Source organism: Aeromonas intestinalis (genome assembly GCF_054052485.1).
Window position 1 is genome coordinate 135,135 of sequence record NZ_JBSTYK010000006.1, and the last position, 26,905, is coordinate 162,039.

Below are 26,905 nucleotides of genomic sequence, written 5' to 3' on the forward strand. Positions count from 1 at the left end.
AGCCTAGTGGCTACACCTCTATCCCTTGATACATAAGGCCTACAGAGGTGTTTTGTTATGGTGTAGCCACTGTAGCCACCATTTTTGTTTCTTCTTTCACGCGCGCGCATGAGGCAGAAAAGGCAAGGGCCACACTCGGTGGCCCTCTGGTTCCTGTTGGCTGAGGTTATTCATCCTCCATGCCATCCCCCTCATCACCCAGTACCCGCTCACCCAGCACATAGACCCTCATCCCTTTCCCCATGCCGGGCAATCTGACTTGTCGCTGTAGCCGCTTCCTGTCTTTGCCTGTCAGCAGATAGCCAGCCTCAAGGCACAAGATGGCCGCTCGCTTGGGATCTCGCCCCTTGGTGATCTCAAGCCAGCCCTGGGGCAGCACAAAGAAGCTCACCCCATCCGACTCCACCTTGCGAAAGCCCACCATGTTGGCAGGACGATGGCTAGAGTCGAACCAGTCGGCAAAGCGTGTGAACTGGTGGGCAAAGACAAATCCACGTACCTGCATCAAGGTGGCAGCGTCCTCCTGGTTGCCCAAGTGCCCCCGTTCTGCCAGCCAAGCCTTGAGGCAGACCCTCACCGCTCTGATGGCTTCCCCCTCTGGCCAGCCGGTCACCCCCAATCGGGTGGCCAGCTCCCCGGCTGCGGCCACCAGCGCAAACCGGTTGATAGCTCGGCCAACCTGATTACCCGCGCCCTTGGGAGTCAGCTCGGCTGCCAATTGCTTAATCTCGGCCCTCAGCCGCTCTCTCTGCTCATCCATGGTCTGAGTCAGGGCATGGGCATAGGTGCGAAAAGCGATGCCGTGATGTGCTTCTGTGTTGGCTTTCAGGGTGTCGGCAAAGCTGCGGCCTCCATCCATGCCATGCAGCCACTCAAAGGCGCCATGGTGCCCGGTATCGCTGGGGATCTGGATTGTCCGCACCTCCATCCCGGCCTGGGTACTCTTCCCGGCACTGGCGGCATGGTCCTCGAGGCTCAGCTCACCGGTGGAGAGGAACAGCAACCGCCAGGCCTTGCGCTCTCTGAGCTCCCCATCCTGCTTACTACGGCCCTTGCCTTGACCGTTGGCCAGCATGTAGGCGGTCTGCCCTGCCTCCCGGCCATCCAACTCGCCCAGTTCATCCAGACAGAGCAGAGCATCATTACGCCGGCTGGCAATCCCCTCAATGGCGTTACCGGTGGCCCGCCAGGTCTGGGAATACCGATCCGGGGACCCATAGACACTGGCGGCCGCTTTCATCACCGTGGTTTTGCCGTCGGTACTCTCACCCTTGAGGTGGAAGCCACCGCCCTCCATGCCTACCAAGGAGAGCAAGGGAGCCGCAAAGGCGAGTGACAGCGCAAAGCAGAGGCGGGAGTTGCCCACAGCCAGCCCTGCAACCCCCTGTTGCCAGCCGGCCAGGGTACCGCGCTCGGTAAAGTCGCTGGCGGTGTAGCCGGCGGTCTGCAGGATGACCCCCTCAGCATCTGGCCCAATGGACCCACCGGGCAGCACATAGGCATGCCCATGCCACCCTGTGCGCTCGACACAGGTGATCCGCCGCTTGGGCTGGCAGCTCATCAGGTAGGCCGACAGCCTGCGCTTATGACTTAGCTCGATGAAGGGCAACCCCGCATCCAGCAGCGCGGCAAACACTTCTTCACCGTTGCGTGGGACCAGGGCGCGCACCGGCATGGCCCATTGGCGCGTCCGCCCGGCACTGTCTCGCCATTCCAACAAGCGGCCGTAGCCGCGGCCTTGCTCGTCAGCGGTTTCAGCCAGCACATGGACGGGACTGGCGATGGGGATCCACTCTTGCCGGGCATCCTCACCCCGGCCCACTGTGGTCAGGGCACACAGACGCGAGCCCCGCACCACAAACCCTGCTGGCAGCTCTGGCCCTTCCTCTGGGTTGCCTTTCACCAGATGGAGCGGAGCCACATTGTCTGACCAGGGTGCCTCGTCCGATTGGGTGTCTTCCGCCAGTGTCTGCTCGAAGGCCACCACATCCACCAGCTGCCAGGGCTCGGCATTCTGGCCCGGGTTACCGCGGTAGAGCTCGGCCTTAGGGGCTTGCTTGCGCAGAGCCACGATCAGCCGCTTGGCCTTCTCGGGGGCCAGGTTGCCGAACTGGTGAACGATGACTCGCTTGGTGGCATCCCGATCGGCCATCTTGTAGAGCCTGGCGCCTTCATCCAACTGAGCAGGCCCCACATACAGCGCCTGTTCTGGTTCGCTCTCCGGATCAATCGGGTTGTCTGTGGCCACCGCCTCGTTGTGGGCGCGCTGCAGGGTAGCCCTGATGCCGGCATCCCTGCTGGCTTGCTCACCGGTGTGGATCACGACCACCTGTAGATCATCCAGGTCCGCAAACTTGAGAAAAGTGCCGGCCCGGGATGGTGGGCTGTTTTGATGACCGGGGCCTGCAGCCCCTTGATGTAGTGCTGTCATTGCATCGCCCTCCGCTTGCTCTCGCTTGCCAGTTCAACCACGGGGTCCTTTCCTTCTTCCAGCATCTGGTGAACATCGGCGCAGAAGGCGCAATACATCTGATCCACCACCAAGGCACCCAACGAGGTCAGAGTCCCGTTCACCACCATGTGCCGCAGCATGAGCAAGGCATCGGCCTGTCCTTGTTGCGCCCCAGCGTTTTCGAGGTGAGTGCCCACAATGTTGTTATGAATAGCCATCGTCAGTGACTCAGCTGCAAGGGGAAGCTGGATCCCCAGGTGAGTAAACACATTGCCCCGGGCGGCCAGGTAGGCCTGGGCTAACTGCTCCACCAGCTTATTTAACTCAGTCATGGCAACCCCCTGTTGCATTGCGCTCGCCTGGTTGTTTCTGGGCCTTGGTCACCCGCTTGAAGAGTTCCCGCAGTACCGCGGGGCGCAGCGGATTACGTGATAGCTCACGCCACATGCGACCATTCAGGGTGTTGATCAGTCGATTACTCATGCCAGCACCTCCTGGCAGAGCCCAACCTCAATGCGCAGGGCATCCAGCAAAGCGCTGAACTGCGCCCGCTCTTGGCGGCATAGGTCGGTTTGTTCCAGGGCGTCGGCAAACTGCTCGAGCAGTGCCTCTAGGCGGGATGGGGTGGATTGGTTCATGCGACCACCCCCATGCTCGGGGTGCGGGACATAAACACCAGCGACAAGCCAGGCAGGTTAGCGCGGGCTTGGTGCTCGGTATTGGCGATGACAGAGATAGTGCGGATACGCCGAAGCTCTGCGAGACGACAGGCGCTGGGGCGTTGGATCAGGAAGGTGAAGATTTTGGGTAAAGCAGGGGTGGGGACAGTAGCCATGATGGCAGCCTCCTTCTTTAGCAGTTTGTTACTGCCACAGGAAGACGCCAATCTTCTGGTGGCAGCCCGGACAAGGTTGGCGTAACTGGTAAAGAAGGAACCCAGCGCCCCTTTCGAGGCCCTCGCCCGAACCGCCATAACGCTGTAGAGGCCGTCGGCCGGGTAGGCCAACAGCGCCTCAAGAAATGAGGATCGAGTACCGACAAAAAACCACGCAATAGGAGCGTGGGTCGGCTCCAGCTTTAATTTCGAGACGCCAATCTCGGCAACGGATTTGGCCGCTGCAAGAGGAATCGTACTCCGTTGGAGGTTGTGGGACAAGCCCACCCCTTGGATTTGAGGCAAGGCTTCGCCCTGGGCAGTGAGCCCATATTGTTCTTTCATGGCATACCTCGGGGTTAGGCGGCGGGAGGGAGGGGAGTGGCTGCCGGCGTGCGAGCGCACAGAGTGGCGGCGTAGTCATCTGCCAGTGGGGCCGCCTGGCGCTGGTGTCGCCAGTGGTTGATCAGAGCCACCAGCTTATGGGCTTGCTCACGGTCGGCCAGCCAATAGCGCTTGAAGCGAGTGGTCCCGCCGCCGCTATGCTGGTGCTCAAAGAACGCATCGGTGATAGCTACCCCGTGGTTTCGACGGAGTAGGCCGATGCTGTTGCGCAAGTTGAGGTCATGGAGCCCAGACAGGCCAGATAAGGCGCTGACACCCTGGGCTCCCTGCTCCAGTAGGTGGGTGGCGACCAATTCGTACTTGGTGATATGCTGACCCTGCTCAAGCTGGGTCGTGCCGTTCGCGGTGCGGCCTTTTTCTTTTTGCATCTTCTCCTCCTTACGCAGCTTGGCCTTGAGCGTTGATCCACTCGTGAACCTCTTCACAGCGCCAGGCGGTGACCCGGGCTCCCAGCTTGATTGGCTTCGGGAACTTGCCTTCACCAACCATCCTCCACAGCGTTGACTTGCTGAACGGCAGTGGGCCTACCTTGCTGGCCGTGGTCACCAGTTGTGCCTCTCGAATAAATCCTGTTTCCGGTATTGTCATGTGAGCTCTCCTGAAATGAAAAAGCCCGACACAGTGGTCGGGCTTAAGAGGGATAAAGCAGTCTTTGATGATGAATGGGGCTGATTTTGACTTGGGATCCTCCAACGCAAAAACCCGGCACGATGGCCGGGTTTGGATATGAAAAAGGCCCAATCTCGAGAGAATGGGCCATGATGGGGAAATCCTAACGCTGGTGTGATAACGAGTCAAGCAGTCGCTTAGCGTGTCACCCCCTCCTACCTCTTACCCTGCTCTGTGGAAGTTCACCGGACGAACATTGCCGCCCTGTTGTGACTCATAGAAGTCAGCAAGCCACTGCAAGAGCTTGCGGCGATCATCCAGGTACTCGGCCCTATGGTAGGCCGCCCGCACCTTGTTGCGCTCAGCATGGGCAAGCTGGCGCTCAATGACATCCGGATCAAAGCCCTCCTCGTTGAGGGTGGTGGATGCCAGCGCCCGGAAGCCGTGTGGGGTGGCAATCCCCTTATAGCCCATTCGTCCCATGGCATAACTCAGGGTGTTCTCGCTCATGGGGTCAGTCAGCTTCCGCTCGCTCGGGAACAGCAGCTCACGGTGTCCGGTTATCTGGCGCAGCTCCTCAAGCACAGCAAGGGCCTGTCGGGAAAGGGGCACGATATGGGGTACCCGCATCTTCATCCGCTCAGCCGGGATCCGCCACTCGGCTCGCTCCATATCGAACTCATCCCAACGAGCAAAGCGCACCTCACCAGGGCGGGTCATCGTCAACATCAGCAGGTGGAAGGCTAGGCGGGTTGCAGGGTTCAATGGCTCAGCAGCCAAGCGCCGGTAAAACTCCGGCAGCTCAGCCCGCGGGAGCGCCGGCCGGTGTTCCTGCTTGGTAGCTCTCAGTGCCCCTTTCAGATCTTGGGCTGGGTTGTAGTTGGCCCGCCCGGTCTGGATGGAGTAACGCATGACAGAGCTGATCCGCTGCAGTACCCGTCCAGCTGTCTCGGTGGCTCCCCTTGCCTCAACCTTGCGCAAAGCATCCAACATGATGGGCGCTGTCAGCTCAGCAACCGGCACCAACCCCAGATCGGGAAAGGCATCCACTTCCAAAGACTCGATGACCCGTTTGGCATGACCTGGGCTCCAGCGGGCTAACTGACTCTGGTGCCACTCCCTGGCTATGGCCTCAAAGCTGTGTTCGCTGGCGAGCCGGCTGGCTACCTTGCTCTGCTTACGGGCAAGACTGGGGTCGATACCCTCTGCCAGCAGCCTGCGAGCCTCCTCTCGCTTAGCTCTCGCCTCTTTCAAGGAAACCTCTGGGTAGACCCCCAGAGCCAGCACCTTCTCCTTTCCAGCGAAGCGGAACTTGAGGCGCCAGTATTTCCCCGACGAGGTGATCAGCAAAAAGAGGCCCTTTTCATCAGACAGCTTCTGCTGTTTGCCATTGAACTTGGCTTGTCGGGCGGCGGTATCGGATAGCGGCATGGGGGTATCTCCCGTTTAACTTGGGGGTACATGGCAGACGCTGGGGGTATAAGCCACTACCTCACAGGCCATGAATGGCGCGGGATAGCGGACAGGTGGGGGTACTTTTTACCCCTACTGGGATTTGTACCCCCAGAGATACCCCCAATAATGGGGGGATGTCATGAGGCTTTATGATACGACGAGAAACAACAAAAAACCCGCAAGCCTTACGCTATGCGGGTTTCTGGTCTGCCGTGATACGGCATGAAACTGTAATATGGTGCCCGGGGTCGGACTCGAACCGACACGTCTTGCAACGGCGGATTTTGAATCCGCTGCGTCTACCGATTTCGCCACCCGGGCAACTGCGAGGGATTATACGAATGGCGTTTGGGCATGCAAGGTGTTTTTCTCTCGCCCATTGTTGTTTGCTCATTTATTCAACGCCTTGCCGATGCATGGTCAGTTACATAGAATGCCCGCATCGTATTAATGGGATAAACACCATGGTCAAGCGCAAGACAATCACCCCTCTTCAACCTCCGCCCCAGCACAAGTACCCGTCGGCTGGCTTGCTGCGCCGCCTGGGCGCCCTGCTCTATGACTATCTGGTGGTCATCTCCTTGCTCATCATCGCGGGCTTCATCGGCATGGGGGTCGCCTACCTGCTGCTGGCCACCGGCGTGGCCACCGTGCCCGAGGGCAAGGACGCGGCCTGGCTGCTGACCAGCCCGCTCTACAGCGCCTGGCTGGCCCTGGTGATCTGCGGTTTCTACACCTGGTTCTGGACCCGCGCCGGCCAGACCATCGGCATGCGTGCCTGGCGCCTGCGCATCCAGAACCTGGACGGCAGCAACATCCGCATCACCCAGGCCCTGATCCGGCTCGGCACCGCTGCCTTCGGGCTCGGCAACCTGCTGTGCGTGTTCAACCGGGAGCGGCCCCGCGCCTTCCAGGATATCTGGGCGGAGTGCGAGGTGGTGGTACTCGGCAAGCAGGACAACCTGGATCAGCTGAACAAATAAGGCGGTTGGCCTGCAAGCAGGGGTCATCCCCCCTCAGCGTCTATCAAGCAAAAAGGGCCCGGCGGGCCCTTTTCGCTGTTTGATGCGCCGACACAAGCTGCAGCACGCCAAAACAAAAGGACCCTGTGGGTCCTTTTGTTTTTCTGTCCCGCATTCAGCAAACACGACTCGGAATATTGCAGGCTGGGCGCAGGCGAGGTCAGCATAAACCGACACCACAGCCCATTCCCACCTCATGTCGCTACTGCTTGCGGCTCAGAATATAGAAGGAAATGCCGCCAAACAGCAGGCTGGGTGCCACTGCCGCCAGTATGGGAGGCACCGCATAGACCAGACTCACCGGGCCGAATACCCGATCGCTCACATAGACGGCGAAGCCGGTCATGATCCCCATCAGCATCCGCGCCCCCATGCTCACCGAGCGCAGGGGACCGAAGATGAAGGAGGAGGCGAGCAGTATCATGGCGACCACCGATAGCGGTGACAGCAGCTTGCGCCACATCTCCAGCTTGTAACGACCGGCGTCCTGCTTGTTGGCATCCAGATAGCCGATGTAATCCCGCAGCCCGGAGATGGGCAGGTTTTCCGGGTCGACGCTGACCACCCCGAGCTGTTTGGGGGTCAGCTCAGAGCTCCACGCCATCTGGGCAAGCTGCTCGTCCTGGATCTGCTTGGGATCGTCGAAGCGGGTGATGTGCACCTGCTTGAGCAGCCAGTGGTGCTGCTCGAACACCCCCTCCTCCGCCTGGATCACGTCGATGAGGTTGCGCGACGGGGTGAACCGGTACAGGGTGATGCCGGTCAGGGCGCCATCATTGCGCACCCCGTTGATGTTGACGAAGTTGTTGCCATCCCGGGCCCAGACCCCGTAGGCCGAGACCGTCAATCGCCCTTCGGACATGGCCCCCGCCTTGATGTCATCGGCCATGCGCTTGGCGACCGGGGCCACGTACTCCCCCATCAGCCCCACCAGCAACATCAGCGGGATCGCCGTCTTGAGCGCCGCCATGACGATGCTGATCTTGGAGCGGCCCGCCGCCTGCATCACCACCAGCTCCGAGGTGGTCGCCAGCTGGCCGAGACCGATGAGGCCGCCGAGCAGGGCCGCCAGCGGGAAGAAGAGCACCGCCTCTTTCGGCATGGAGAGCACCACGAAATAGAGGGCGTTGAGCATGTCGTAGTTGCCCTCCCCGACCGCCTTGAGCTGCTCCACATACTTGATGAGCGCCGCCAGCCCGACCAGGGTCAGCTCGCACAGCAGGATCGACATGAAGATGACCCGGCCGATGTATCTATCGAGAATGCCAAACATCAGCAGTAATTCCTATGTTGCAGCATCATGCTGATTTGCCTTTGAAAAAGTGGCCTTTCACCCCGTTCCACCAGCTGGTGCCCTGCAAGTTGAGCGGCAGGCCGATCAGCAGCAGATAGGCCAGCGGCACCAGGAACATGCCGGGCCAATGGGGCAGTCGTCCGCTGTCGATGGCCGAGCGGGCAGCGCTCAGCAGCAGGAAATAGGAGAGATAGAGCAAGATGGCGGGCAGCAGCTTGGCATAGCGGCCCTGACGCGGGTTGACCCTGGCAAGGGGCACCACCAGGAAGGTGAGCACCAGGATGGAGAGCGGCAGCGACAGGCGCCACTGCAACTCGGCCATCAGCTGATTGTCCTGGGTGCCCAGCAACGCCATGGTCGGCTTGGCCGCCGCCTTGCGGTTGGAGCGCTCCATCTCCTGCTGGCGGATCACCAGGCTGTATTCGCTGAATTCGGAGACCTGGAACTTCTTGCCGGTGAACTGGCCCTCGTAGCGGGAGCCATCGATCAGGGTCAGCCACTGCAGACCGTTGCTGTCGGCGGTCACATGGCCTTCGCTCGCCACCACCACGGAGGGGGGAGAGGTGCCTTCGGCCCGCTGCAGCACGAAGATTTTCTGCAGCTGGGAGCCCTTGTCGTTCAGATCCTGGATGTAGGCGACCAGCCGCCCCTTGTCGAGCTCCATGAAGCGACCCGCCTGCAGGAAGGAGATACCGGGATCCGCCTTGAACTCGTCGATCACCTGATACTCGCGCTCCTTGGCCTGGGGGGCGACCCAGCCGGTATTGAAGGCCGCCACGGCGGCGGTCAGCAGGGCCAGCACCAGGGCGCTGCGCATCACGAAACGGTGGCTGAAGCCCACCGCGTGCATCACCGTCATCTCGCTTTCGGCATACAGGCGGCCGTGCGCAAACAGAATGGCTAAAAACAGGCTGATGGGCAGCATCAACAACGCCATGTTGGGCAGGTTGAGCAGCAGCAGGGTGGAGACCAGGCGCGTCGGCACCTCGCCATCGGCGGCGTCACCGATGATCTGGATGAATTGCTGGCTGACGAAGATAAGCAGCAGTACGAATAACACCGCCAGCTGGGTTTTCAGGGTTTCCCTGAACAAATATCGGAAAACGATCACAGTCATTCCCAAGTAAACTTGTGTTTTTAGTCGAATGCCTGAAAAATAGGGCCCTATATTGGATTTTTACCAGTTTGAACTGCGGAGCCTGTGGCTGTTCGCTCCGCCTCTGATACCCCAACAAGCACCGCATTATTCAATAATTGGTGCCTTTTGTCTTTAGGATGTAGGAGATTCCATGGAGTTCAGTGTAAAGAGTGGCAGTCCTGAGAAGCAACGCAGTGCCTGCGTGGTGGTCGGCGTGTTTGAACCCCGCCGTCTCTCTCCGGTTGCCGAACAACTGGACAAGATCAGCGACGGCTACCTCAGCTCGCTGCTGCGCCGCGGCGATCTGGAAGGCAAACCAGGCCAGATGCTGTTGCTGCATCAAGTACCGGGCGTGCTCAGCGAGCGCGTGCTGCTGGTCGGTTGTGGCAAGGAGCGGGAACTCGACGAACGCCAGTACAAGCAGATCATCAACAAGACCATCACCACCCTGAACGAGACCGGATCCATGGAAGCCGTCTGCTTCCTGACCGAGCTGCACGTCAAGGGCCGTGATACCTACTGGAAGGTGCGTCAGGCGGTGGAAACCACCAAGGCGGGCCTCTACAGCTTCGATCAGTTCAAGACCAACAAGGCCGAGCCACGCCGCCCTCTGCGCAAGCTGGTGTTCAACGTGCCGACCCGTCGGGAACTGACCATAGGCGAGCGCGCCATCACCCACGGCCTGGCTGTGGCGAAAGGGGTGCGCGTCTGCCGTGACGTGGCGAACATGCCGCCCAACGTCTGCAACCCGGCCTACCTCGCCTCCCAGGCCCGTCGTCTAGCGGATGCCTATGACAACATCAGCACCAAGGTGATCGGCGAGCAGGAGATGGCCGAACTCGGCATGAACTCCTACCTGGCGGTGGCCCGCGGCTCCGAGAACGAAGCCATGATGGCCATCATCGAGTACAAGGGCAACGGCGATGCCAAGCCCGTGGTGCTGGTGGGCAAGGGGCTGACCTTCGACTCCGGCGGCATCTCCATCAAGCCGGCCGACGGCATGGACGAGATGAAGTACGACATGGGTGGCGCCGCCTCCGTGCTCGGCACCATGCACGCCCTGGCCCAGTTGCAACTGCCCATCAACGTCATCGGCGTGCTGGCGGGGTGCGAGAACATGCCGGGGGGCAACGCCTATCGTCCCGGTGACATCCTCACCACCATGTCCGGCCAGACCGTCGAGGTGCTCAACACCGACGCGGAAGGGCGCCTGGTGCTGTGCGATGCCCTGACCTACGTGGACCGCTACGACCCCGAGACCGTCATCGACGTGGCCACCCTGACCGGTGCCTGCATCATCGCCCTGGGTCACCACACTTCGGGCCTGTTGGCAAACCACAACCCCCTGGCCCACGAGCTGCTGAACGCCTCCGAACAGGCGGGCGATCGCGCCTGGCGCCTGCCCCTCTTTGAGGAGTATCAGGAGCAGCTGGAGAGCCCGTTTGCCGACATGGCCAACATCGGCGGTCGGCCGGCCGGCACCATCACCGCCGCCGCCTTCCTGTCGCGCTTCACCAAGAAGTACAACTGGGCCCACCTGGATATTGCCGGGACCGCCTGGAAGAGTGGCAAGGAGAAAGGCTCCACCGGTCGTCCGGTGCCCCTGCTGACCCAGTTCCTGCTCAACCGGGCCGGGGTGGCGGACGTCGAAGACAAGGAATAAGCCTTCTCTTCAGATGTCCCATCGGGAGAGTGGTATCACAAGGAAGAGGCTCGCCTCTTCCTTGTTTCATTGAGAACATTGGGAAACCGCGCACCGCACGGCCCCCCAGAAGACGGCCAACTGCTGTCCGTCACAGCCAAACGGGACTGACCTGATGAGCCAAGTGACCTTTTACCTGATGAACGAGCAGGATGACGAACGCGGCAGCGCCTGCGAACGTCTCGCCTGCCAACTGGCAGCCGATGGCTGGAGTGCGGGGCATATCTACCTGCTGTGCCGCGACGAAACCCAGGCCCAGCGTCTGGATGAGCTGCTCTGGCAGTTGCCAACCGATCGCTTCGTGCCCCATCAGTTGCAGGGGGAAGCCGGGCAGGCCCCGGTGGAGATTGGTCATCAGCCGCCGAAGCGGCGCTACGCCCGTCTCATCAACCTGACCGAGCAGACACCTTTGTTTGCAGGACACTTCGCTCAAGTGGTAGATTTTGTCCCCACTGACGAAACGCAAAAGCAGCAAGCCCGCGAGCGCTACAAGCACTATCGCCAGGCAGGCCATACCCTCGAGATGAGGGATCAGCCCGCTGCCGCACCGGATCCGGCGCAGCCCTGACGGCCGCCCCCGCAGATCCCGAATCCATTCACACCAGCATCCATCCAGAATACGGCGAGACCATGGAAAAGACCTTCAATCACAACGCCATCGAACAGGCGCTCTACCAGCACTGGGAATCCCAGGGTTACTTCAAGCCCCACGGTGACACCAGCAAAGACTCCTTCTGCATCATGATCCCGCCGCCGAACGTCACCGGCAGCCTGCATATGGGTCACGCCTTCCAGCAGACCCTGATGGACACCCTGATCCGCTACAACCGCATGCAGGGCAAGAACACCCTGTGGCAGGCGGGCTGTGACCACGCGGGTATCGCCACCCAGATGGTGGTGGAACGCAAGATCGCCGCCGAAGAGGGCAAGACCCGTCACGACTACGGTCGCGACGCCTTCATCGACAAGATCTGGCAGTGGAAGGAAGAGTCCGGTGGCACCATCACCCGCCAGATGCGCCGTCTCGGCGACTCCGTGGACTGGGAACGCGAGCGTTTCACCATGGATCCGGGTCTGTCTGACGCCGTGCAGGAAGTGTTCGTACGCCTGTACGAAGATGGCCTGATGTACCGTGGCAAGCGCCTGGTGAACTGGGATCCCAAGCTCAACACCGCCATCTCCGATCTGGAAGTAGAAAACCGCGAGATCAAGGGCCACATGTGGCACCTGCGCTACCCGCTGGCGAACGGTGCCAAGACCGCCGAAGGTCAGGATCACCTGATCGTCGCCACCACCCGCCCGGAGACCATGCTGGGTGACACCGCCGTCGCCGTGAACCCGGAAGATCCGCGCTATAAAGCCCTGATCGGCCAGCACATCCTGCTGCCGCTGACCAACCGTCTGATCCCCATCGTCGCCGATGAACACGCCGACATGGAGAAGGGCACCGGCTGCGTGAAGATCACCCCGGCTCACGACTTCAACGACAACGAAGTCGGCAAGCGCCACAACCTGCCGATGATCAACATCTTCACCCTGGACGCCCACGTGCGTACCGAGGCCGAAGTGGTCGACAGCAACGGCAACCCGAGCACCGCCTATGACGCCGCTTTGCCGAGCGAGTTCGCCGGTCTCGAGCGCTTCGCCGCCCGCAAGGCCATCCTGGCCAAGCTGGACGAACTGGGCCTCTTGGCCGAGACCAAGGATCACGTGCTGCAACAGCCCTACGGCGATCGCGGTGGCGTGCCCATCGAGCCCATGCTGACCGACCAGTGGTACGTGCGCGTGGCCCCCATGGCCAAGACTGCCATCGAGGCGGTGGAAGATGGCCGTATCCAGTTCGTGCCCAAGCAGTACGAGAACATGTACTTCTCCTGGATGCGCGACATTCAGGACTGGTGCGTCTCCCGTCAGCTGTGGTGGGGTCACCGCATCCCGGCCTGGTATGACGAGGCCGGCAAGGTCTACGTCGGGCGCGACGAGGCCGAGGTGCGCGCCAAGCACAACATCCCGTCCGTGACCGTGCTGCGTCAGGACGAAGACGTGCTGGACACCTGGTTCAGCTCCGCCCTGTGGACCTTCTCCACCCTGGGCTGGCCGAACAACACCGAGGCGCTCAAGACCTTCCACCCCACCGACGTGCTGATGAGCGGCTTTGACATCATCTTCTTCTGGATTGCCCGGATGATCATGATGACCATGCACTTCATCAAGGACGAGGACGGCACCCCGCAAGTCCCGTTCAAGACCGTCTACATCACCGGCCTCATCCGGGATGAAGAGGGCCAGAAGATGTCCAAGTCCAAGGGCAACGTGCTGGATCCCCTCGACATGATCGACGGCATCTCTCTGCCGGACCTGCTGGAGAAGCGCACCGGCAACATGATGCAGCCGCAGATGGCCGAGAAGATCGCCAAGCGTACCGCCAAGCAGTTCCCGGAAGGGATCGACGCGCACGGCACCGACGCCCTGCGCTTCACCCTGGCGGCGCTGGCCTCCACCGGTCGTGACATCAACTGGGACATGAAGCGCCTGGATGGCTACAACAACTTCTGCAACAAGCTGTGGAACGCCTCCCGCTACGTGCTGATGAACACCGAAGAGCAGGATTGTGGCCTGAATGGCGGCGAGATGCAGTTCAGCCTGGCGGATCGCTGGATCCAGTCCCAGCTGCAGGTCGCCATCCGTGACTTCCGCACCGCCCTCGATACCTACCGCTTCGACATGGCGGCCGGCATCTTGTACGAATTTATCTGGAACCAGTTCTGCGACTGGTATCTGGAGCTGACCAAGCCGGTGCTGGGCAAGGGCTCGGAAGCCGAACAGCGCGCCACCCGCCACACTCTGGTGAACGTGCTGGAAACCCTGCTGCGCCTGGCGCACCCCATCATCCCCTTCATCACCGAAACCATCTGGAAGTCGGTGGCCCCGCTGGCGGGCGTGCATGCAGACACCATCATGCTGCAGGCCTTCCCGGAGTTCGACGGCGCCAAGCTGGACGAGACCGCCATGGCGGATCAGGAGTGGGTGAAGGAGTTCATCGTCAGCATCCGCAACATCCGCGCCGAGATGAACGTGGCACCGAGCGTGGGGCTGAACGTGCTGCTCAAATGCGACGCCAAGGACGCCGAGCGTGCCCGGGACAACGAGGCCTTCCTCAAGTCACTGGCCCGTCTGGAGTCCATCCGCGTGCTGGCGGACGGTGAAACCGCGCCGTTGTCGGTGAAGAAGCTGATCGGCGCCACCGAGCTGATGATCTCCATGGCGGGCCTCATCGACAAGGAGGCCGAGCTGGCCCGTCTGGCCAAAGAGCTCACCAGGCTCACCGGCGAGTGTGCCCGCATCGAAGGCAAGCTCGGCAACGAGGCCTTCGTGGCCAAGGCGCCGGATGCCGTCATCGCCAAGGAGCGCGAGAAGCTGGAAGACTACCGTCTCCAGCTGGTCAAGCTGGAAGCCCAGCAGGCCGAGATCGCCGCCCTCTAAACGACGCCCATGCCATGCAAGAGCCCCCGTCAATCGGGGGCTTTTTTATGGGCCGCCCGCCGGTGAATGGGGACAATGTTTCGCACCGTCCGCCCTGTCCCGGTAAAACGGAGCCAATCAGCCCTTTCTTTTGGCCGTGCCTCCCAGAAAATTCAAAAATTCACGAGCCAGATCCCCTGCTTTCACAAGCGCATCGCCCGCAAATTCATTACACTGCCAGCGACCTTTTCTATCAGGAGTGCTGTCGCAGTATGGAAATATTGATCCTGCTTGGATTGATTTTGCTCAATGGCGTCTTCGCCATGTCGGAAATTGCCATCGTCACCGCCCGCAAGGCGCGCCTCAGCAAGATGGCCAGTGAGGGCAGCCGCTCCGCCGCCATCGCCCTCAAGCTGGGCGAGAATCCGACCCACTTCCTCTCTGCCGTCCAGATAGGCATCACCAGCATAGGCCTGCTCAACGGTATCTATGGTGAATCCCTGCTGGCCCAGCCCTTCGCACTCTGGTTGCAGGAGTGGGGACTCACTCCCAAGAGCAGCAGCCTGATCGCAACCGTCATCGTGGTGGTGCTGGTGACCTATCTCTCCATCGTGGTGGGTGAGCTGGTCCCCAAGCGTCTCGGTCAGCTCAACGCCGAACGTATCGCCTGCCTGGTGGCCCGCCCCATGCTGTGGCTGGCCACCCTGACCCGCCCCTTCGTCTGGCTGCTCTCCGCCTCCACCAACGCCAGCCTGCGCATCCTGCGGGTCGATCAGAGCAGCAGCAACAATGTCACCCAGGAAGAGATCCACGCCATGCTGGTGGAAGGGTCCGAGGCCGGCATCATCGAAGATCACGAGCACACCATGCTGCGCAACGTGTTCCGCCTCGATGAGCGCAGCCTGGCCTCCCTCATGGTGCCCCGCAGTGACATCCACTACATCGACCTCTCCCTGCCGCTGGACGTCAACCTGCAGCGGCTGGTGGAGTATCGCCACGGCTTCTTCCCGGTCTGTGACGGCAGCCTGTCGGATCTGGTGGGCATCCTCAACGTCAGCCGGGTACTGCATGCCTATATCAAGGGAGAGCCCATCGATCTGGCCGCCCTGACCCAGGATGGCAGCCTGCTGCCGGAGACCCTCAACGGTCTCGAACTGCTCAACCACTTCCGCACCCATTCGGAGCACATGGTGCTGGTGGTGGACGAATATGGTGAGTTGCAGGGGCTGGTGACCCAGCAAGATCTGCTGGAAACCCTGGCGGGAGACTTCCAGCAGGAGGGGGGCGAAGACAACTGGGCCTTCCAGCGCGCCGATGGCAGCTGGCTGCTCGACGGCCTCATCCCCCTGCCCGAATTGAAGGATTGTCTGGAGCTGGTACGGCTGCCGGAGGAAGAAAAACATCACTATCACACCCTGGGAGGGCTTATCATGCTGCTCCTTGGCCGCCTGCCCCAGACCGGAGACATGGTCACCCTGGAGCAGTGGCAACTGGAAATTGTGGATATGGACGGCCTGCGCATCGACAAGGTGCTCGCCATGCCGCTGACCGACCAACCCAGCTAATCTGCGGAGTTTGCTTGTATGGAGCAGTTTTACCACCTGGCTCACGCCTTCATTAATCAGGATCTGGCGGTGCTGTCCGATCCCAAGATGGTCTTCATGGTCTATGTCGTCCTGCTGACCTTCCTGGTACTGGAAAACGGCTTCATCCCGACCGCCTTCCTGCCGGGAGACACCCTGCTGATCCTGACCGGCGTGCTGATCTATCAGGGGGTGCTGCCCCTGGCCGTCATTCCGCTGCTGATCGTGGCCACCTTCGTCGGCACCTGGCTCGGCTACATGCAGGGACGCTTCCTCGGCCATACCCAGATGTACCACAAGCTGATGTCCCACCTGGAAGACAGGCACAAGGAGAAGGTGCACTACCTGCTCAACAAGTACGGCATCATCACCCTGATCACCGCCCGCTACATCGCCTTCGTGCGCACCGCCTATCCCTATATCGTCGGGGCCAACGAGATCCCCCAGGGCCGCTTCCTGGTGGTGAACCTCATCAGCTCCATCATGTGGATCTGCCCCCTGGTGGGTCTGGGCTACTACCTGAGCCACACCAAGCTGGCCGCACAGTACGAGTCCCAGTTCCTCAGCGTCATCCTCTGTCTGCCGCTGGTGCTGCTGGTGGGCGGCCTGATCGCCATCGTCTGGCGCTGGTGGAGCAAACGCAAGGCCAGCGCCACCAAGCCGTGAGGCAAATCATCAGGGTCGCTGCGAGGCGGCCCTTTTTTATGGAAATAATGACGAAATCCTCACTCCCGCTCTTGTAAAGCGGGGGCAAAAATGAGTGAATCTAGCGCCTTTTTTTCGCCGTGGATGGAGTCGTTGTATGGGGTGTCGGATTCGCGCAATCGCGCTGGTGTGTGGCCTGATGAGCCTGTTGGGGCTGCCCGCAGCCATGGCGGCCCCCAACCCGGCCAAGCTGCAGCTGAAATCGGGCAGCGTCCTGGTGATGGACGTCAACACGGGCAAGACCCTCTACCAGAAGAACCCCACCCAGGTGCGCCCCATCGCCTCCCTCACCAAGCTGATGACGGCCCTGGTGGTACTGGATGCCAAGCAGAACCTGAGCCAGACCCTGACCGTGGATCAGAACGACAGGGATAACCTCAAGCATACCTACTCCCGGGTGCGCTTCGGTACCAAGGTGAGCCGCCGGGATGCCCTGCACCTGGCGCTGATGTCCTCCGAGAATCGCATGGCCTCGGCACTGGCCCGCCACTACCCCGGTGGTCGCGCCGCCTTCGTGCGGGCCATGAACAACAAGGCCAGAGCGCTTGGCATGCGCAATACCCGCTACTATGACTCCACCGGCCTGTCGACCCGCAACGTCTCCACCGCCCAGGATCTGGCCAAGCTCATCTCGGTGGCCTATCGCCAGCCGCTGATCCGCCAGTTCACCCAGAACGACAGCATGGAGATGCGCTTCTCCAACCCCTCCTACAGCCTGATGTTCAACAACACCAACCCCCTGGTGAAGAACCCGGACTGGGACGTGCGCCTCTCCAAGACCGGTTACACCGACGAGGCGGGGCGCTGCCTGCTGATGCGCGCCAAACCGGATCGCCAGGAGCTGGCCATCGTGCTGCTCAACTCGGTGGGCAAGCGCACCCCCATCGGCGATGCCAACCGCATTCGCAAGTGGCTCAAGAGCTGAGCCCCACCCGATGACAAAAGGATGCCGAGGCATCCTTTTTTATTGCCCGGGATTCGTGATCCCGGTGCGTCTCGCGCTCCCGGTGTCTGTCTGAACCGCGCCAGGGGATGACTGGGCCGATTCTGTCATGGGGGGCGGCTCACAGCCTGCCCCCGCCAGAGCCGTTCCCCAAAAGGGTGCCAGCGCCTGACAAGACAACAGATGCCTCAGGGCCAGGCATGCCTAGCGATGCTCGGGAGACGGCGGATCACTTGCCAGGACGGGCTCACGGGCTCCTCATGCCTGCTGGCGCCACGCCTTGGAAAGGGGCACCTTGCACACAGGGTTGGGGACAAGCAACGCTCAGAGTGGCCATGGCGGGCGCGTAATGCGGCACCGGGAGGTGCCGGCCAGCCGACAAAGGGACCAATAAGGCAGAGAGAAAGAGAGGTAAATGTAGAAATGGCAGCATATCTACATGGTGAAATCGGTTTTTGGCACATAAAAAAACAGCCCCGACCGAAGTCGGAGCTGTCTATATGGTGCGCCCGAGAGGATTCGAACCTCTGACCACCTGGTTCGTAGCCAGGTACTCTATCCAGCTGAGCTACGGGCGCTCATCAACTTTTGACATTGCTTCTTAAAATGGTGCGCCCGAGAGGATTCGAACCTCTGACCACCTGGTTCGTAGCCAGGTACTCTATCCAGCTGAGCTACGGGCGCTCACAAACTTTGACATTGCTTTATAAAATGGTGCGCCCGAGAGGATTCGAACCTCTGACCACCTGGTTCGTAGCCAGGTACTCTATCCAGCTGAGCTACGGGCGCTCATAAATCATTGATTTCACTTTAAATGGTGCGCCCGAGAGGATTCGAACCTCTGACCACCTGGTTCGTAGCCAGGTACTCTATCCAGCTGAGCTACGGGCGCCCTGATTTAAAGCGATAAAAAAAGCTTACTCAACAGTAAGCCTTTTATAGCGTACCGACGTGCTGAAGGTCGATACATGACTCATCGTGAGTCGAATATGGTGCGCCCGAGAGGATTCGAACCTCTGACCACCTGGTTCGTAGCCAGGTACTCTATCCAGCTGAGCTACGGGCGCAAATGGCGGAGAAGGGGGGATTCGAACCCCCGATGCGGGTATAAGCCGCATACTCCCTTAGCAGGGGAGCGCCTTCAGCCTCTCGGCCACCTCTCCGTTTGCGGGGCTGATAATACTTCACAGGGATTTTTAGTCAAACACTTTTTTGGAGAAAACAGAGCGTTCGCTCAGCATTTGGCCAAAGAGTGGAATATTCAAGCAAAATGGGTATTTACCCACAACTTTCGTGCCCTGGCGGGCCTTTTAGGGGGCCCGGAAAAACAAAAGGCGACACATGAGATGTCGCCTTATAGCAGCTTAGAGATGCGGCTTAGAAGTTCGGTTGACCCGGTACTTTCTCGGCCTGTATCCGCATGTAGATCTCTTCACGGTGTACAGAGACCTCTTTCGGCGCGTTCACACCGATACGTACCTGATTGCCTTTCACGCCCAGAACGGTCACGGTCACTTCGTCACCAATCATCAGGGTTTCCCCTACACGACGAGTCAAAATAAGCATTCGCTTGCTCCTGTATCCTGTTTTGTATTTATATCGATATAGCCATTATCTTACAAAGATACCGATATGGTAAATGGTTGAAACTAAATCAATCAGGGATTGTTCCCCAAGGGCTGCTCATGCGGCTCTTGATCCAACCCGAAAGCGGAGTGCAACGAACGCACCGCCAGCTCCAGGTACTTCTCGTCAATCACCACGGATATCTTGATTTCAGAGGTGGAAATCAACTGCATGTTGATCCCCTCCTCGCCCAATACCTTGAACATGGTGCGCGCGACACCAGGGTGATTCCACATGCCAACCCCGACGATGGAGACCTTGGCGATCTCCCCGTTGCCCTGTACGCAGGCGGCCCCCAACTCGGTGGCGGTCTCCTCCAGCAGGGCGCGGGCCCGGCGGTAGTCATCGCGATTCACCGTAAAGGTGAAATCGGCGGTGCCATCCCCCATGGTGTTCTGCACTATCATGTCGACATCTATGTTGGCATCGCTGATCGGATTCAGGATCTGCGCCGCCACCGTGGGTCTGTCCGGCACACCCAGAATGGTCAGACTGGCCTCGTTGCGGTTGAACGCAATGCCGGAAACCAGGGGTGCTTCCATTCTCTCACCTCCGTATGTGATTAAGGTTCCCTCTCCGTCGACAAAGCTCGACAGCACCCGCAGCGGTACGCGGTACTTGCCCGCGAATTCCACCGAACGGATCTGCAGCACCTTGGCCCCCAGACTCGCCATCTCCAGCATCTCCTCGAAGGTGATGGTGGAGAGCCGCCTGGCCTTGGGCTCGATGCGCGGATCCGTGGTATAGACCCCATCCACATCGGTAAAGATCTGGCATTCATCGGCTTTGATGGCTGCCGCCACCGCCACCGCTGTGGTATCCGAGCCGCCACGGCCCAGGGTAGTGATGGCGTTATGTTCATCACGGCCCTGGAAACCGGCGATCACCACCACCTTGCCCGCCCCCAGTGCATCCTGCACCTGTTCGGTATCGATGTGGGTGATGCGCGCCTTGCCATAGGCGGAATCGGTGTGAATGCGCACCTGATCACCGGTCATTGAGACCGCGGGACACCCCCGCTGGTTCAATGCGATGGCCAGCAGCGCTATGGTGACCTGCTCACCGGTGGAGACCAGCACATCCATCTCCCGCCGGTTGGCATCCGGATCCAGCTGCTGGGCCATGCCCAGCAACCGGTTGGTCTCACCCGACATGGCGGAAACCACCACCACCACGTCATGCCCCTGGGCGCGGGTCAGGCTCACCCGTTCGGCGACTGCCGCTATTCTTTCCAGCGTGCCGACCGAGGTGCCGCCGTACTTCTGTACATAGAGTGCCACAGATCACCTCGCCCGTTTACAGGCGCTCTTCCAGCCAGGAGTGTACGGATTGCAGTGCCGCCGGCACGGCCTCTGGCTGGGTGCCCCCTGCCTGCGCCATGTCGGGACGACCACCGCCCTTGCCGCCCACTTGCTGGGCCACCAGGTTGACCAGCTCGCCCGCTTTTACCTTGGCAGTCAGGTCGTTGGTGACACCGGCGATCAGATTGACCTTGTCGTCGCTGCTGGTCGCCAGCAGCACGACACCGGATTTCATCTTGTTCTTCAGTTCGTCCAGCATGCCGCGCAGGGACTTGGGATCCGCGCCATCCAGCGCCGCGACCAGCACCTTCTGACCATTGATCTCGATCACCTGGCTCAGCAGGTCGCTGCCCGCCTGAGCGGCCAGCTTGGCCTTGAGCTGTTCCAGCTCGCGCTCCATCAGCTTGGCCTTGTCCATCAGCTGGCGCACCTTGTCGGCGATGGAGAACTGATCCCCCTTCACCAGGGCGGCCGCCTCTTCGATCTGTTCGCCCAGCTGGTGCATGAAGTCGATGGCACCCTTGCCGGTCACCGCTTCGATGCGACGCACCCCGGCGGCGATGCCGCTCTCGGCGATGATCTTGAAGAAGCCGATGTCACCGGTACGCTTGGCGTGAGTACCGCCACACAGCTCGGTGGAGTAATCGCCCATGCGCACCACGCGCACGTCGTCTTCATACTTCTCGCCAAACAGTGCCATGGCACCGGCAGACTTGGCAGCCTCCAGATCCATGACCTGGGTGGTGACGTCGTGGTTGGCGCGGATCTGGGCGTTGACCAGCTCCTCGATGCGACGAATGGTTGCCATGGTCAGGCCTTCGAAGTGGGAGAAGTCGAAGCGCATGCGCTCTGCTCCCACCAGTGACCCCTTCTGGGTCACGTGATCCCCCAGCGCCTGGCGCAGGGCCGCGTGCAGCAGGTGGGTCACGGAGTGGTTCAGGGCCACGGCCTGACGGCGCTCGCCATCGACCTCGGCTTCGACCTCGGCACCCTTCTCCAGGGTACCCAGCTCCAGATAACCCTTGTGAATGATGGCCTTGCCTGCCTTCTGGGTATCGGTCACGGCGAAGATGCCGTCGTCCACCTTGAGCACGCCGCTGTCACCCACCTGACCACCGGACTCGGCGTAGAAGGGGGTCTCGGCCAGTACCACAACGGCCTCTTCACCGGCGATCAGGCCATTCACCTCGACGCCATCCTTGTAGATGCCGACGACGGTGGTCTTTTCGCTGAGCTGCTTGTAACCGGTAAATGGTGTCTCGAAGTCGAGTTTCAAGACCTCGTTGTAGTTCACGCCGAAGCTGGAAGCCTCCTTGGCTCGGGCGCGCTGTTTGGCCATCTCGACATGGAAGCCTTCCTCGTCGATGCCGATCTCGCGCTCACGCACCACGTCTGCGGTGAGGTCAGCCGGGAAGCCGTAGGTGTCATAAAGCTTGAACACCACCTCGCCCGGGATCACCTTGGCGTCCCCCAAGTTGGCCAGCACGTCTTCCAGCAGCAGCAGACCGCGGTCCAGGGTGCGGACGAACTGCTCTTCCTCGATGCGCAGCACGCGCTCCACCAGGGGCAGCTGGGCAATCAGCTCGGCGGCCACATCCTTCATCTGTACCGCCAGCTCGGCGGCCAGCTTGTAGAAGAACACCTCGGTGGCGCCCAGCTTGCGGCCGTGGCGCACGGCGCGGCGGATGATGCGACGCAGCACATAGCCACGACCTTCGTTGGACGGCATGACACCGTCAGCCACTAGGAAGGCGCAGGAGCGGATGTGGTCGGCGATGACCCGCAGGGACTGATTGCTCAGATCGCTGGTACCGACGATCTCGGCGGCCTTCTTGATCAGCGCCTGGAAGATGTCGATCTCGTAGTTGGAGTGCACTCCCTGCAGGATGGCGGAGATGCGCTCAAGGCCCATGCCGGTATCCACGGACGGGCGGGGCAGCGGCTCCATGGTGCCGTCGGCCTGACGGTTGAACTGCATGAAGACCACGTTCCAGATCTCGATGAAGCGGTCGCCGTCTTCGTCCGGGGAGCCGGGAGGGCCACCCTGGATGTGGTCGCCGTGGTCATAGAAGATCTCGGTGCAGGGGCCGCAGGGGCCGGTGTCACCCATCTGCCAGAAGTTATCGGATGCAAAGGCCGCGCCCTTGTTGTCACCGATGCGTACGATGCGATCGGCGGGGACCCCGATCTCGTTGGCCCAGATGTTGAATGCTTCGTCGTCCGTCTCGTACACGGTCACCAGCAGGCGCTCTTTGGGCAGCTTGAGGGTACCGGTCAGGAATTCCCAGGCAAAACGGATGGCATCCTGCTTGAAGTAGTCACCGAAGCTGAAGTTGCCCAGCATCTCGAAGAAGGTGTGGTGACGGGCGGTATAGCCCACGTTTTCCAGGTCATTGTGCTTGCCGCCGGCCCGTACGCAGCGCTGGGCCGTGGTGGCACGATGATAGGCACGCTTGTCTGCGCCAAGGAACACGTCCTTGAACTGGTTCATCCCTGCGTTGGTGAACAGCAGAGTCGGGTCGTTATGGGGAACCAGGGAGCTGGAGGAGACAACCTGGTGCCCCTGGGAGCGGAAATACTCGAGAAACGCGGCGCGTAACTCAGACGTGGACATATACATGGAAAATCCTGCTTGATTCGGATACGGACTTTTAATCGCAATAATGTAAGTTTTCTGCGGGGTAAAGTAAAACGTACCAGCCCCTGATGGGTGAAAAAGCCCCGTTCGGGAAGGGTGCAGGCGAGCCCTTGGTGACGGCGGCGTGCCACAGGGGAAAATCAGAGGGAAAATACGCAACGAGCGTCCCGGCCAGCGTCAGTCGGCGGTGACCATTTTCGATGGATTGGGGAATATCGCCACGCTGGTACCTGGGGCTCGGGACTCCCACTCAGGCGCCAATAAGGCGGCGCCCCCTGGCCTGAGTCTTTCCGACCCGAAGAGGCGCCACACTTTGACGCTTATTCCTCCTGGCCCTGCATGACGGCGATGGCATAGCGGGCCTGATCCTGATTGAAACCACGGCCCAGCAGGTACTTGAGCCACTTCATGCGCAACTTGAAATCCGCGAGATCCGTTGCCCTAGCGCGGCGCTGCAACAGCTCGGCCGCCAATTCGAACCAATCCAGCTCAGGTTGCTCGAACGCCGCCTCTATCTGGTTGTCGTCCAGCCCCTTGCGACGCAGCTCGAAGCGGATCTTGATGGGGCCATGGCCCTTGGCTGCCCCGGCCCGCACCGCCATGGCGCCGTAGCGCTCGTCGTCGACCCAGCGATGATCACGGCAATAGTCGAGAACAACCTCGACCACGGCGTCCGTAAAGCCCTGCTTGCGCAGCCGGTTCGCCAGCTCGGACTCGGCACTCTCCCGCCGCGCCAGACTGCGCATGGCGAAGGCACGCGCCGCGGCAAACTGCTCTTCAAAGGTGGGCTCGGGGAGTGGGTTATCTGCGGGTTCTGACATGGGGGTATCGACCATAAATGAGAAGGCCGGGTATCAACCCGGCCTCTTTGTTATTCGAACTCTTGCTCGTTTTCGGGCTCGAACTCATCGGCCTCGGCCACCTCGGCCTTGCCGTCCTGCGGGATGGCACCCGACAGCAGCAGTTCGCGCAGGCGAGCTTCCACCTCAGCCGCCATCGCCTTGTTCTCGGCGAACAGCTTCATCACGTTGGCCTTGCCCTGACCGATCTTCTCGCCGTTGTAGCTGTACCAGGCGCCAGCCTTGTCGATCAACTTGTGCTTGACGCCCAAGTCCACCAGCTCGCCTTCCTTGGAGATACCGGCCCCGTAGAAGATCTGGAACTCGGCCTGCTTGAAGGGAGGCGCCACCTTGTTCTTGACGACCTTGACGCGGGTCTCGTTGCCGACCACTTCGTCCCCTTCCTTGATGGCGCCGGTACGACGGATGTCGAGACGCACGGAGGCGTAGAACTTCAGGGCGTTACCACCGGTGGTGGTCTCGGGGCTGCCGAACATGACGCCGATCTTCATCCGGATCTGGTTGATGAAGATGCACAGGCAGTTCGCGTTCTTGATGTTGGCGGTCAGCTTGCGCAGGGCCTGGGACATCAGACGAGCCTGCAGACCGACGTGGGAATCCCCCATCTCGCCTTCGATTTCGGCCTTCGGCGTCAGGGCGGCCACGGAGTCGACGATGATGACGTCGACGGCATTGGAGCGCACCAGCATGTCGCAGATTTCGAGAGCCTGTTCGCCTGTGTCAGGCTGGGAAATCAGCAGATCATCGACGTTTACACCGAGCTTGGCAGCATAAATGGGGTCCAGAGCGTGCTCCGCATCGACGAATGCACAGGTCTTGCCTTTCTTCTGGGCTTCCGCGATCACCTGCAGGGTCAGGGTCGTCTTGCCGGAGGATTCCGGACCGTAGATCTCGACGATACGGCCACAGGGCAGACCGCCGATCCCCAGCGCCACGTCCAGGGAGAGGGAACCGGTGGAGATGGCTTCGATGTCCATGGTCTTGCTGTCGCCCAGACGCATGATGGAGCCCTTGCCGAACTGCTTCTCGATCTGCCCCAGCGCAGCCGCCAGTGCCTTCTGTTTGTTCTGATCCATGCCAATCTCCGCTGGGAATCGTGGTAAGAAATGAAGTTGGGCTAAGTATACTGTTTATGCATACAGTATCAAGCCAAAATTATCTGAGCAGGGCCAACAAGCCGGAGAGCGCCTGTCTGACGGCCTGTTGTCGCACTTGCTGGCGGTCGCCGTCGAAGCGGGCCAGCAGGGAGTGCTGGCGGCCGCTCTTGTCCGCCCAGGCGAACCAGACGGTACCGACCGGTTTGTCATCGCTGCCGCCCCCCGGGCCGGCGATGCCGCTGATGGCGACGCTGATGCCCGCATCGGAGCGGGCCAGGGCTCCCCGCGCCATCTCCAGCACCACGGTCTCGCTGACGGCGCCGTGGCGCAGCAGACTGTCGATGCTGACGCCCAGCATCTGCTGCTTGGCCTCGTTGGTATAGGTGACAAAACCCCGGTCAAACCAGCCCGAGCTGCCGGCGATATCGGTGATGGCGGTGGCCACGCCGCCGCCGGTACAGGACTCCGCGGTCGTGGCCAGCCAGCCCCGCGCCGTCAGCGCCTCGCCCAGTTCCTGGGAGAGGCGGGCGATCTCTGCATCAAGCCCCATCGTCATGCCCTCGTTGGCCCCTTGCGGGCTGAATATGGGGCTCATTATGCAATTGCCCCTGCCCGGGGACAACCCGCGAGGCGCCCCCTGCGTCAGCCTGGTTCAGGCGCCGGTGGCCACTCACCAGACGAGCTCCCCGGCAAATGGTCCGCGCTTAAGCTTCAGTACATGGGGGCTCTCTATAATCAACGGGCGCCGCCGTTGGAGCGGCATCCATTTGAAAAATACCTTCCGATGAAAACATGGAGAAAAACAGATGAAGCATCAGTTTAAAGTTGCCATGGCCGCGCTGGCTATCTGTGTGAGCAGCCAGGCCTTCGCCGCCGAGAGCGCTCCCGAGCTGCAAACCGAGACCACCCTGGCCCAGGAGCTGAACCTCTCCAGCGCCCAGGTTGAACAGATCAAGGGGCTTCGGGAGAAGGCGGCCAAGGAGCTGAGCTCCGTCAAGCTCGATGCCATCGGTCAGGATGTCATCGTCAACATGATCAAGAGCGGCAAGTGGGATGAAGCGGCCGCCAAGAAACAGCTGCAGACCATCAGCAACGTCCAGGCCGAGGCTCGCTACTACCGCGCCCACTACCTGTTCGAGGTGAGCAAGGTGCTGACTGCCGAGCAAAAAGCCAAGCTGCACGAGATGCTGAGCGGCGGCGAAGCCATGTACTAAGGGCGATGCCCTCCCATCCCCGCTGCCAGGCGGGGATGTTGTCTATCCCCATCTCTTCCCGCCATTCGAGTCCTCCCCACTCCAGCCAGCCCACTGCGTCAGGACATGCCAACCTAGTCAAGACACCGGGTTTGCCCCCAAGACGGAGATTCCCCCTCACCATCCGCTCCCGAGCATGTAGAATGGCTGCCAGATTCAGACCCAAGATGGCAGACGCTTCCCTGCCAGAGCACCTTCTGGAATAGCACATGACAGCACAGCACCCAGTCAGCGGCGCCACCCTCAGCGCCCACACCCCCATGATGCATGAGTGTATAAAACTTTTATTATCAAATAGATAAAGGCAGCACTCACAAAAAGGCATACTAAAGCTCATACTTTATAGACCGCCTTGCATCAATCCTCTTTATACCCACCTCACAAACATATGCTCAGCAACATGACCCCCCGCATTGAGAACGGCAGCTAACAACAAAGCATTCGATGGGGCGACTCGAACCCAACTAATCCATCTCACCTTGCCAG

The 26,905-nt window shown here is 60.8% G+C and carries 24 protein-coding genes and 7 tRNA genes; 8 read left to right on the forward strand and 23 right to left on the reverse strand.

What is annotated here, in order from left to right; genetic code table 11:
* Positions 1-166 precede the first annotated feature (166 nt).
* From ACW5W7_RS09585 to ACW5W7_RS09625, 9 genes are all read right to left on the reverse strand, one after another.
* Positions 167-2,431: a DUF927 domain-containing protein gene (locus ACW5W7_RS09585; protein ID WP_456501541.1), complete on the reverse strand. Its 2,265-nt coding sequence runs from the start codon at positions 2,429-2,431 to the stop codon at positions 167-169.
* Entirely contained in the window at positions 2,428-2,784 is a 357-nt protein-coding gene (locus ACW5W7_RS09590) for a hypothetical protein (RefSeq protein WP_456501542.1), read from the reverse strand. Before ACW5W7_RS09590 ends, ACW5W7_RS09585 begins: the two co-directional genes overlap by 4 nt.
* Positions 2,777-2,935, reverse strand: a complete 159-nt coding sequence (locus ACW5W7_RS09595) for a hypothetical protein (protein WP_456501543.1) — start codon at positions 2,933-2,935, stop codon at positions 2,777-2,779. The genes ACW5W7_RS09590 and ACW5W7_RS09595 overlap by 8 nt, the downstream gene beginning before the upstream one ends.
* Positions 2,932-3,090, reverse strand: a complete 159-nt coding sequence (locus ACW5W7_RS09600; RefSeq protein WP_456501544.1) for a hypothetical protein — start codon at positions 3,088-3,090, stop codon at positions 2,932-2,934. The genes ACW5W7_RS09595 and ACW5W7_RS09600 overlap by 4 nt, the downstream gene beginning before the upstream one ends.
* Positions 3,087-3,671: an ash family protein gene (locus tag ACW5W7_RS09605; protein WP_456501545.1), complete on the reverse strand. Its 585-nt coding sequence runs from the start codon at positions 3,669-3,671 to the stop codon at positions 3,087-3,089. Before ACW5W7_RS09605 ends, ACW5W7_RS09600 begins: the two co-directional genes overlap by 4 nt.
* 14 nt (positions 3,672-3,685) lie before the next feature.
* Positions 3,686-4,099 (reverse strand): hypothetical protein, encoded by a 414-nt coding sequence (locus tag ACW5W7_RS09610; RefSeq protein ID WP_456501546.1) that lies wholly within the window; start codon positions 4,097-4,099, stop codon positions 3,686-3,688.
* A gap of 10 nt (positions 4,100-4,109) precedes the next feature.
* Entirely contained in the window at positions 4,110-4,319 is a 210-nt protein-coding gene (locus tag ACW5W7_RS09615) for a helix-turn-helix transcriptional regulator (protein WP_139406556.1), read from the reverse strand.
* A 243-nt stretch (positions 4,320-4,562) separates the two neighbouring features.
* Positions 4,563-5,771 carry a tyrosine-type recombinase/integrase gene (locus tag ACW5W7_RS09620; RefSeq protein WP_456501547.1) on the reverse strand — a complete coding sequence of 403 codons (1,209 nt, stop codon included), beginning with the start codon at positions 5,769-5,771 and terminating at the stop codon, positions 4,563-4,565.
* A gap of 260 nt (positions 5,772-6,031) precedes the next feature.
* Positions 6,032-6,116 (reverse strand) — tRNA-Leu (locus tag ACW5W7_RS09625).
* A 143-nt stretch (positions 6,117-6,259) separates the two neighbouring features.
* On the opposite strand from ACW5W7_RS09625, the gene ACW5W7_RS09630 reads away from it, so the two are divergent.
* The gene (locus ACW5W7_RS09630; RefSeq protein ID WP_349919786.1) at positions 6,260-6,778 is read left to right on the forward strand and encodes an RDD family protein; all 519 of its coding nucleotides are present in this window, start codon (positions 6,260-6,262) and stop codon (positions 6,776-6,778) included.
* A 241-nt stretch (positions 6,779-7,019) separates the two neighbouring features.
* Here ACW5W7_RS09630 and lptG read toward each other — a convergent pair whose 3' ends face one another.
* Together lptG and lptF are read right to left on the reverse strand one after the other, a co-directional pair.
* On the reverse strand, positions 7,020-8,090 hold the full coding sequence (gene lptG / locus ACW5W7_RS09635) for an LPS export ABC transporter permease LptG (RefSeq protein WP_349919787.1): 1,071 nt from the start codon (positions 8,088-8,090) through the stop codon (positions 7,020-7,022).
* Positions 8,091-8,115: 25 nt separating this feature from the next.
* Entirely contained in the window at positions 8,116-9,228 is a 1,113-nt protein-coding gene (gene lptF, locus ACW5W7_RS09640) for an LPS export ABC transporter permease LptF (RefSeq protein WP_456501548.1), read from the reverse strand.
* A 172-nt stretch (positions 9,229-9,400) separates the two neighbouring features.
* On the opposite strand from lptF, the gene pepA reads away from it, so the two are divergent.
* The 6 genes from pepA to pbpG all read left to right on the forward strand — a co-directional run bounded on the left by pepA (position 9,401) and on the right by pbpG (position 17,626).
* Positions 9,401-10,912, forward strand: a complete 1,512-nt coding sequence (gene pepA / locus ACW5W7_RS09645) for a leucyl aminopeptidase (RefSeq protein WP_349919791.1) — start codon at positions 9,401-9,403, stop codon at positions 10,910-10,912.
* 154 nt (positions 10,913-11,066) lie between these two features.
* The gene (locus ACW5W7_RS09650) at positions 11,067-11,519 is read left to right on the forward strand and encodes a DNA polymerase III subunit chi (RefSeq protein ID WP_349919792.1); all 453 of its coding nucleotides are present in this window, start codon (positions 11,067-11,069) and stop codon (positions 11,517-11,519) included.
* Between the two features lie 62 nt (positions 11,520-11,581).
* A complete protein-coding gene (locus tag ACW5W7_RS09655; protein WP_456501549.1) occupies positions 11,582-14,434 on the forward strand; it encodes a valine--tRNA ligase in 2,853 nt (950 codons plus the stop codon).
* Between the two features lie 251 nt (positions 14,435-14,685).
* Positions 14,686-15,978: a hemolysin family protein gene (locus ACW5W7_RS09660; protein ID WP_456501550.1), complete on the forward strand. Its 1,293-nt coding sequence runs from the start codon at positions 14,686-14,688 to the stop codon at positions 15,976-15,978.
* Positions 15,979-15,996: 18 nt separating this feature from the next.
* Positions 15,997-16,662: a DedA family protein gene (locus ACW5W7_RS09665; RefSeq protein WP_349919798.1), complete on the forward strand. Its 666-nt coding sequence runs from the start codon at positions 15,997-15,999 to the stop codon at positions 16,660-16,662.
* 136 nt (positions 16,663-16,798) lie between these two features.
* Positions 16,799-17,626 (forward strand): D-alanyl-D-alanine endopeptidase, encoded by an 828-nt coding sequence (gene pbpG / locus ACW5W7_RS09670; RefSeq protein WP_456501551.1) that lies wholly within the window; start codon positions 16,799-16,801, stop codon positions 17,624-17,626.
* A 519-nt stretch (positions 17,627-18,145) separates the two neighbouring features.
* On the opposite strand, the gene ACW5W7_RS09675 is transcribed toward pbpG, so the two are convergent.
* From ACW5W7_RS09675 to pncC, 12 genes are all read right to left on the reverse strand, one after another.
* Positions 18,146-18,222 (reverse strand) — tRNA-Arg (locus ACW5W7_RS09675).
* 29 nt (positions 18,223-18,251) lie between these two features.
* Positions 18,252-18,328, reverse strand: a tRNA-Arg gene (locus ACW5W7_RS09680).
* A 28-nt stretch (positions 18,329-18,356) separates the two neighbouring features.
* Positions 18,357-18,433: transfer RNA gene (locus ACW5W7_RS09685), tRNA-Arg, on the reverse strand.
* A 26-nt stretch (positions 18,434-18,459) separates the two neighbouring features.
* Positions 18,460-18,536 (reverse strand) — tRNA-Arg (locus ACW5W7_RS09690).
* A 98-nt stretch (positions 18,537-18,634) separates the two neighbouring features.
* A tRNA-Arg gene (locus tag ACW5W7_RS09695) sits at positions 18,635-18,711 on the reverse strand.
* A gap of 3 nt (positions 18,712-18,714) precedes the next feature.
* Positions 18,715-18,807, reverse strand: a tRNA-Ser gene (locus ACW5W7_RS09700).
* Positions 18,808-19,021: 214 nt separating this feature from the next.
* Positions 19,022-19,210 carry a carbon storage regulator CsrA gene (csrA, locus tag ACW5W7_RS09705; protein WP_005315760.1) on the reverse strand — a complete coding sequence of 63 codons (189 nt, stop codon included), beginning with the start codon at positions 19,208-19,210 and terminating at the stop codon, positions 19,022-19,024.
* A 92-nt stretch (positions 19,211-19,302) separates the two neighbouring features.
* Positions 19,303-20,550, reverse strand: coding sequence for an aspartate kinase (locus ACW5W7_RS09710; protein WP_349919801.1), 1,248 nt, complete (start codon positions 20,548-20,550; stop codon positions 19,303-19,305).
* 16 nt (positions 20,551-20,566) lie between these two features.
* Entirely contained in the window at positions 20,567-23,191 is a 2,625-nt protein-coding gene (gene alaS / locus ACW5W7_RS09715) for an alanine--tRNA ligase (RefSeq protein ID WP_456501552.1), read from the reverse strand.
* Positions 23,192-23,529: 338 nt separating this feature from the next.
* Entirely contained in the window at positions 23,530-24,045 is a 516-nt protein-coding gene (locus tag ACW5W7_RS09720) for a regulatory protein RecX (RefSeq protein WP_456501553.1), read from the reverse strand.
* A 35-nt stretch (positions 24,046-24,080) separates the two neighbouring features.
* Positions 24,081-25,145, reverse strand: coding sequence for a recombinase RecA (gene recA / locus ACW5W7_RS09725; protein WP_456501554.1), 1,065 nt, complete (start codon positions 25,143-25,145; stop codon positions 24,081-24,083).
* Between the two features lie 79 nt (positions 25,146-25,224).
* Positions 25,225-25,716, reverse strand: a complete 492-nt coding sequence (pncC, locus tag ACW5W7_RS09730) for a nicotinamide-nucleotide amidase (RefSeq protein WP_434668514.1) — start codon at positions 25,714-25,716, stop codon at positions 25,225-25,227.
* Positions 25,717-25,972: 256 nt separating this feature from the next.
* Between pncC and ACW5W7_RS09735 the strand changes: the two genes are divergently transcribed.
* Positions 25,973-26,380, forward strand: a complete 408-nt coding sequence (locus ACW5W7_RS09735; protein ID WP_456501555.1) for a Spy/CpxP family protein refolding chaperone — start codon at positions 25,973-25,975, stop codon at positions 26,378-26,380.
* Positions 26,381-26,905: the final 525 nt, after the last annotated feature.

Coding starts and splice junctions, on each gene's coding strand:
- ACW5W7_RS09585 (WP_456501541.1), bottom strand. CDS start 2,431: ATGACAGCACTACATCAAGGGGCTGCAGGCCCCGGTCATCAAAACAGC.
- ACW5W7_RS09590 (WP_456501542.1), bottom strand. CDS start 2,784: ATGACTGAGTTAAATAAGCTGGTGGAGCAGTTAGCCCAGGCCTACCTG.
- ACW5W7_RS09595 (WP_456501543.1), bottom strand. CDS start 2,935: ATGAGTAATCGACTGATCAACACCCTGAATGGTCGCATGTGGCGTGAG.
- ACW5W7_RS09600 (WP_456501544.1), bottom strand. CDS start 3,090: ATGAACCAATCCACCCCATCCCGCCTAGAGGCACTGCTCGAGCAGTTT.
- ACW5W7_RS09605 (WP_456501545.1), bottom strand. CDS start 3,671: ATGAAAGAACAATATGGGCTCACTGCCCAGGGCGAAGCCTTGCCTCAA.
- ACW5W7_RS09610 (WP_456501546.1), bottom strand. CDS start 4,099: ATGCAAAAAGAAAAAGGCCGCACCGCGAACGGCACGACCCAGCTTGAG.
- ACW5W7_RS09615 (WP_139406556.1), bottom strand. CDS start 4,319: ATGACAATACCGGAAACAGGATTTATTCGAGAGGCACAACTGGTGACC.
- ACW5W7_RS09620 (WP_456501547.1), bottom strand. CDS start 5,771: ATGCCGCTATCCGATACCGCCGCCCGACAAGCCAAGTTCAATGGCAAA.
- ACW5W7_RS09630 (WP_349919786.1), top strand. CDS start 6,260: ATGGTCAAGCGCAAGACAATCACCCCTCTTCAACCTCCGCCCCAGCAC.
- lptG (WP_349919787.1), bottom strand. CDS start 8,090: ATGTTTGGCATTCTCGATAGATACATCGGCCGGGTCATCTTCATGTCG.
- lptF (WP_456501548.1), bottom strand. CDS start 9,228: ATGACTGTGATCGTTTTCCGATATTTGTTCAGGGAAACCCTGAAAACC.
- pepA (WP_349919791.1), top strand. CDS start 9,401: ATGGAGTTCAGTGTAAAGAGTGGCAGTCCTGAGAAGCAACGCAGTGCC.
- ACW5W7_RS09650 (WP_349919792.1), top strand. CDS start 11,067: ATGAGCCAAGTGACCTTTTACCTGATGAACGAGCAGGATGACGAACGC.
- ACW5W7_RS09655 (WP_456501549.1), top strand. CDS start 11,582: ATGGAAAAGACCTTCAATCACAACGCCATCGAACAGGCGCTCTACCAG.
- ACW5W7_RS09660 (WP_456501550.1), top strand. CDS start 14,686: ATGGAAATATTGATCCTGCTTGGATTGATTTTGCTCAATGGCGTCTTC.
- ACW5W7_RS09665 (WP_349919798.1), top strand. CDS start 15,997: ATGGAGCAGTTTTACCACCTGGCTCACGCCTTCATTAATCAGGATCTG.
- pbpG (WP_456501551.1), top strand. CDS start 16,799: ATGGGGTGTCGGATTCGCGCAATCGCGCTGGTGTGTGGCCTGATGAGC.
- csrA (WP_005315760.1), bottom strand. CDS start 19,210: ATGCTTATTTTGACTCGTCGTGTAGGGGAAACCCTGATGATTGGTGAC.
- alaS (WP_456501552.1), bottom strand. CDS start 23,191: ATGTATATGTCCACGTCTGAGTTACGCGCCGCGTTTCTCGAGTATTTC.
- ACW5W7_RS09720 (WP_456501553.1), bottom strand. CDS start 24,045: ATGGTCGATACCCCCATGTCAGAACCCGCAGATAACCCACTCCCCGAG.
- recA (WP_456501554.1), bottom strand. CDS start 25,145: ATGGATCAGAACAAACAGAAGGCACTGGCGGCTGCGCTGGGGCAGATC.
- pncC (WP_434668514.1), bottom strand. CDS start 25,716: ATGGGGCTTGATGCAGAGATCGCCCGCCTCTCCCAGGAACTGGGCGAG.
- ACW5W7_RS09735 (WP_456501555.1), top strand. CDS start 25,973: ATGAAGCATCAGTTTAAAGTTGCCATGGCCGCGCTGGCTATCTGTGTG.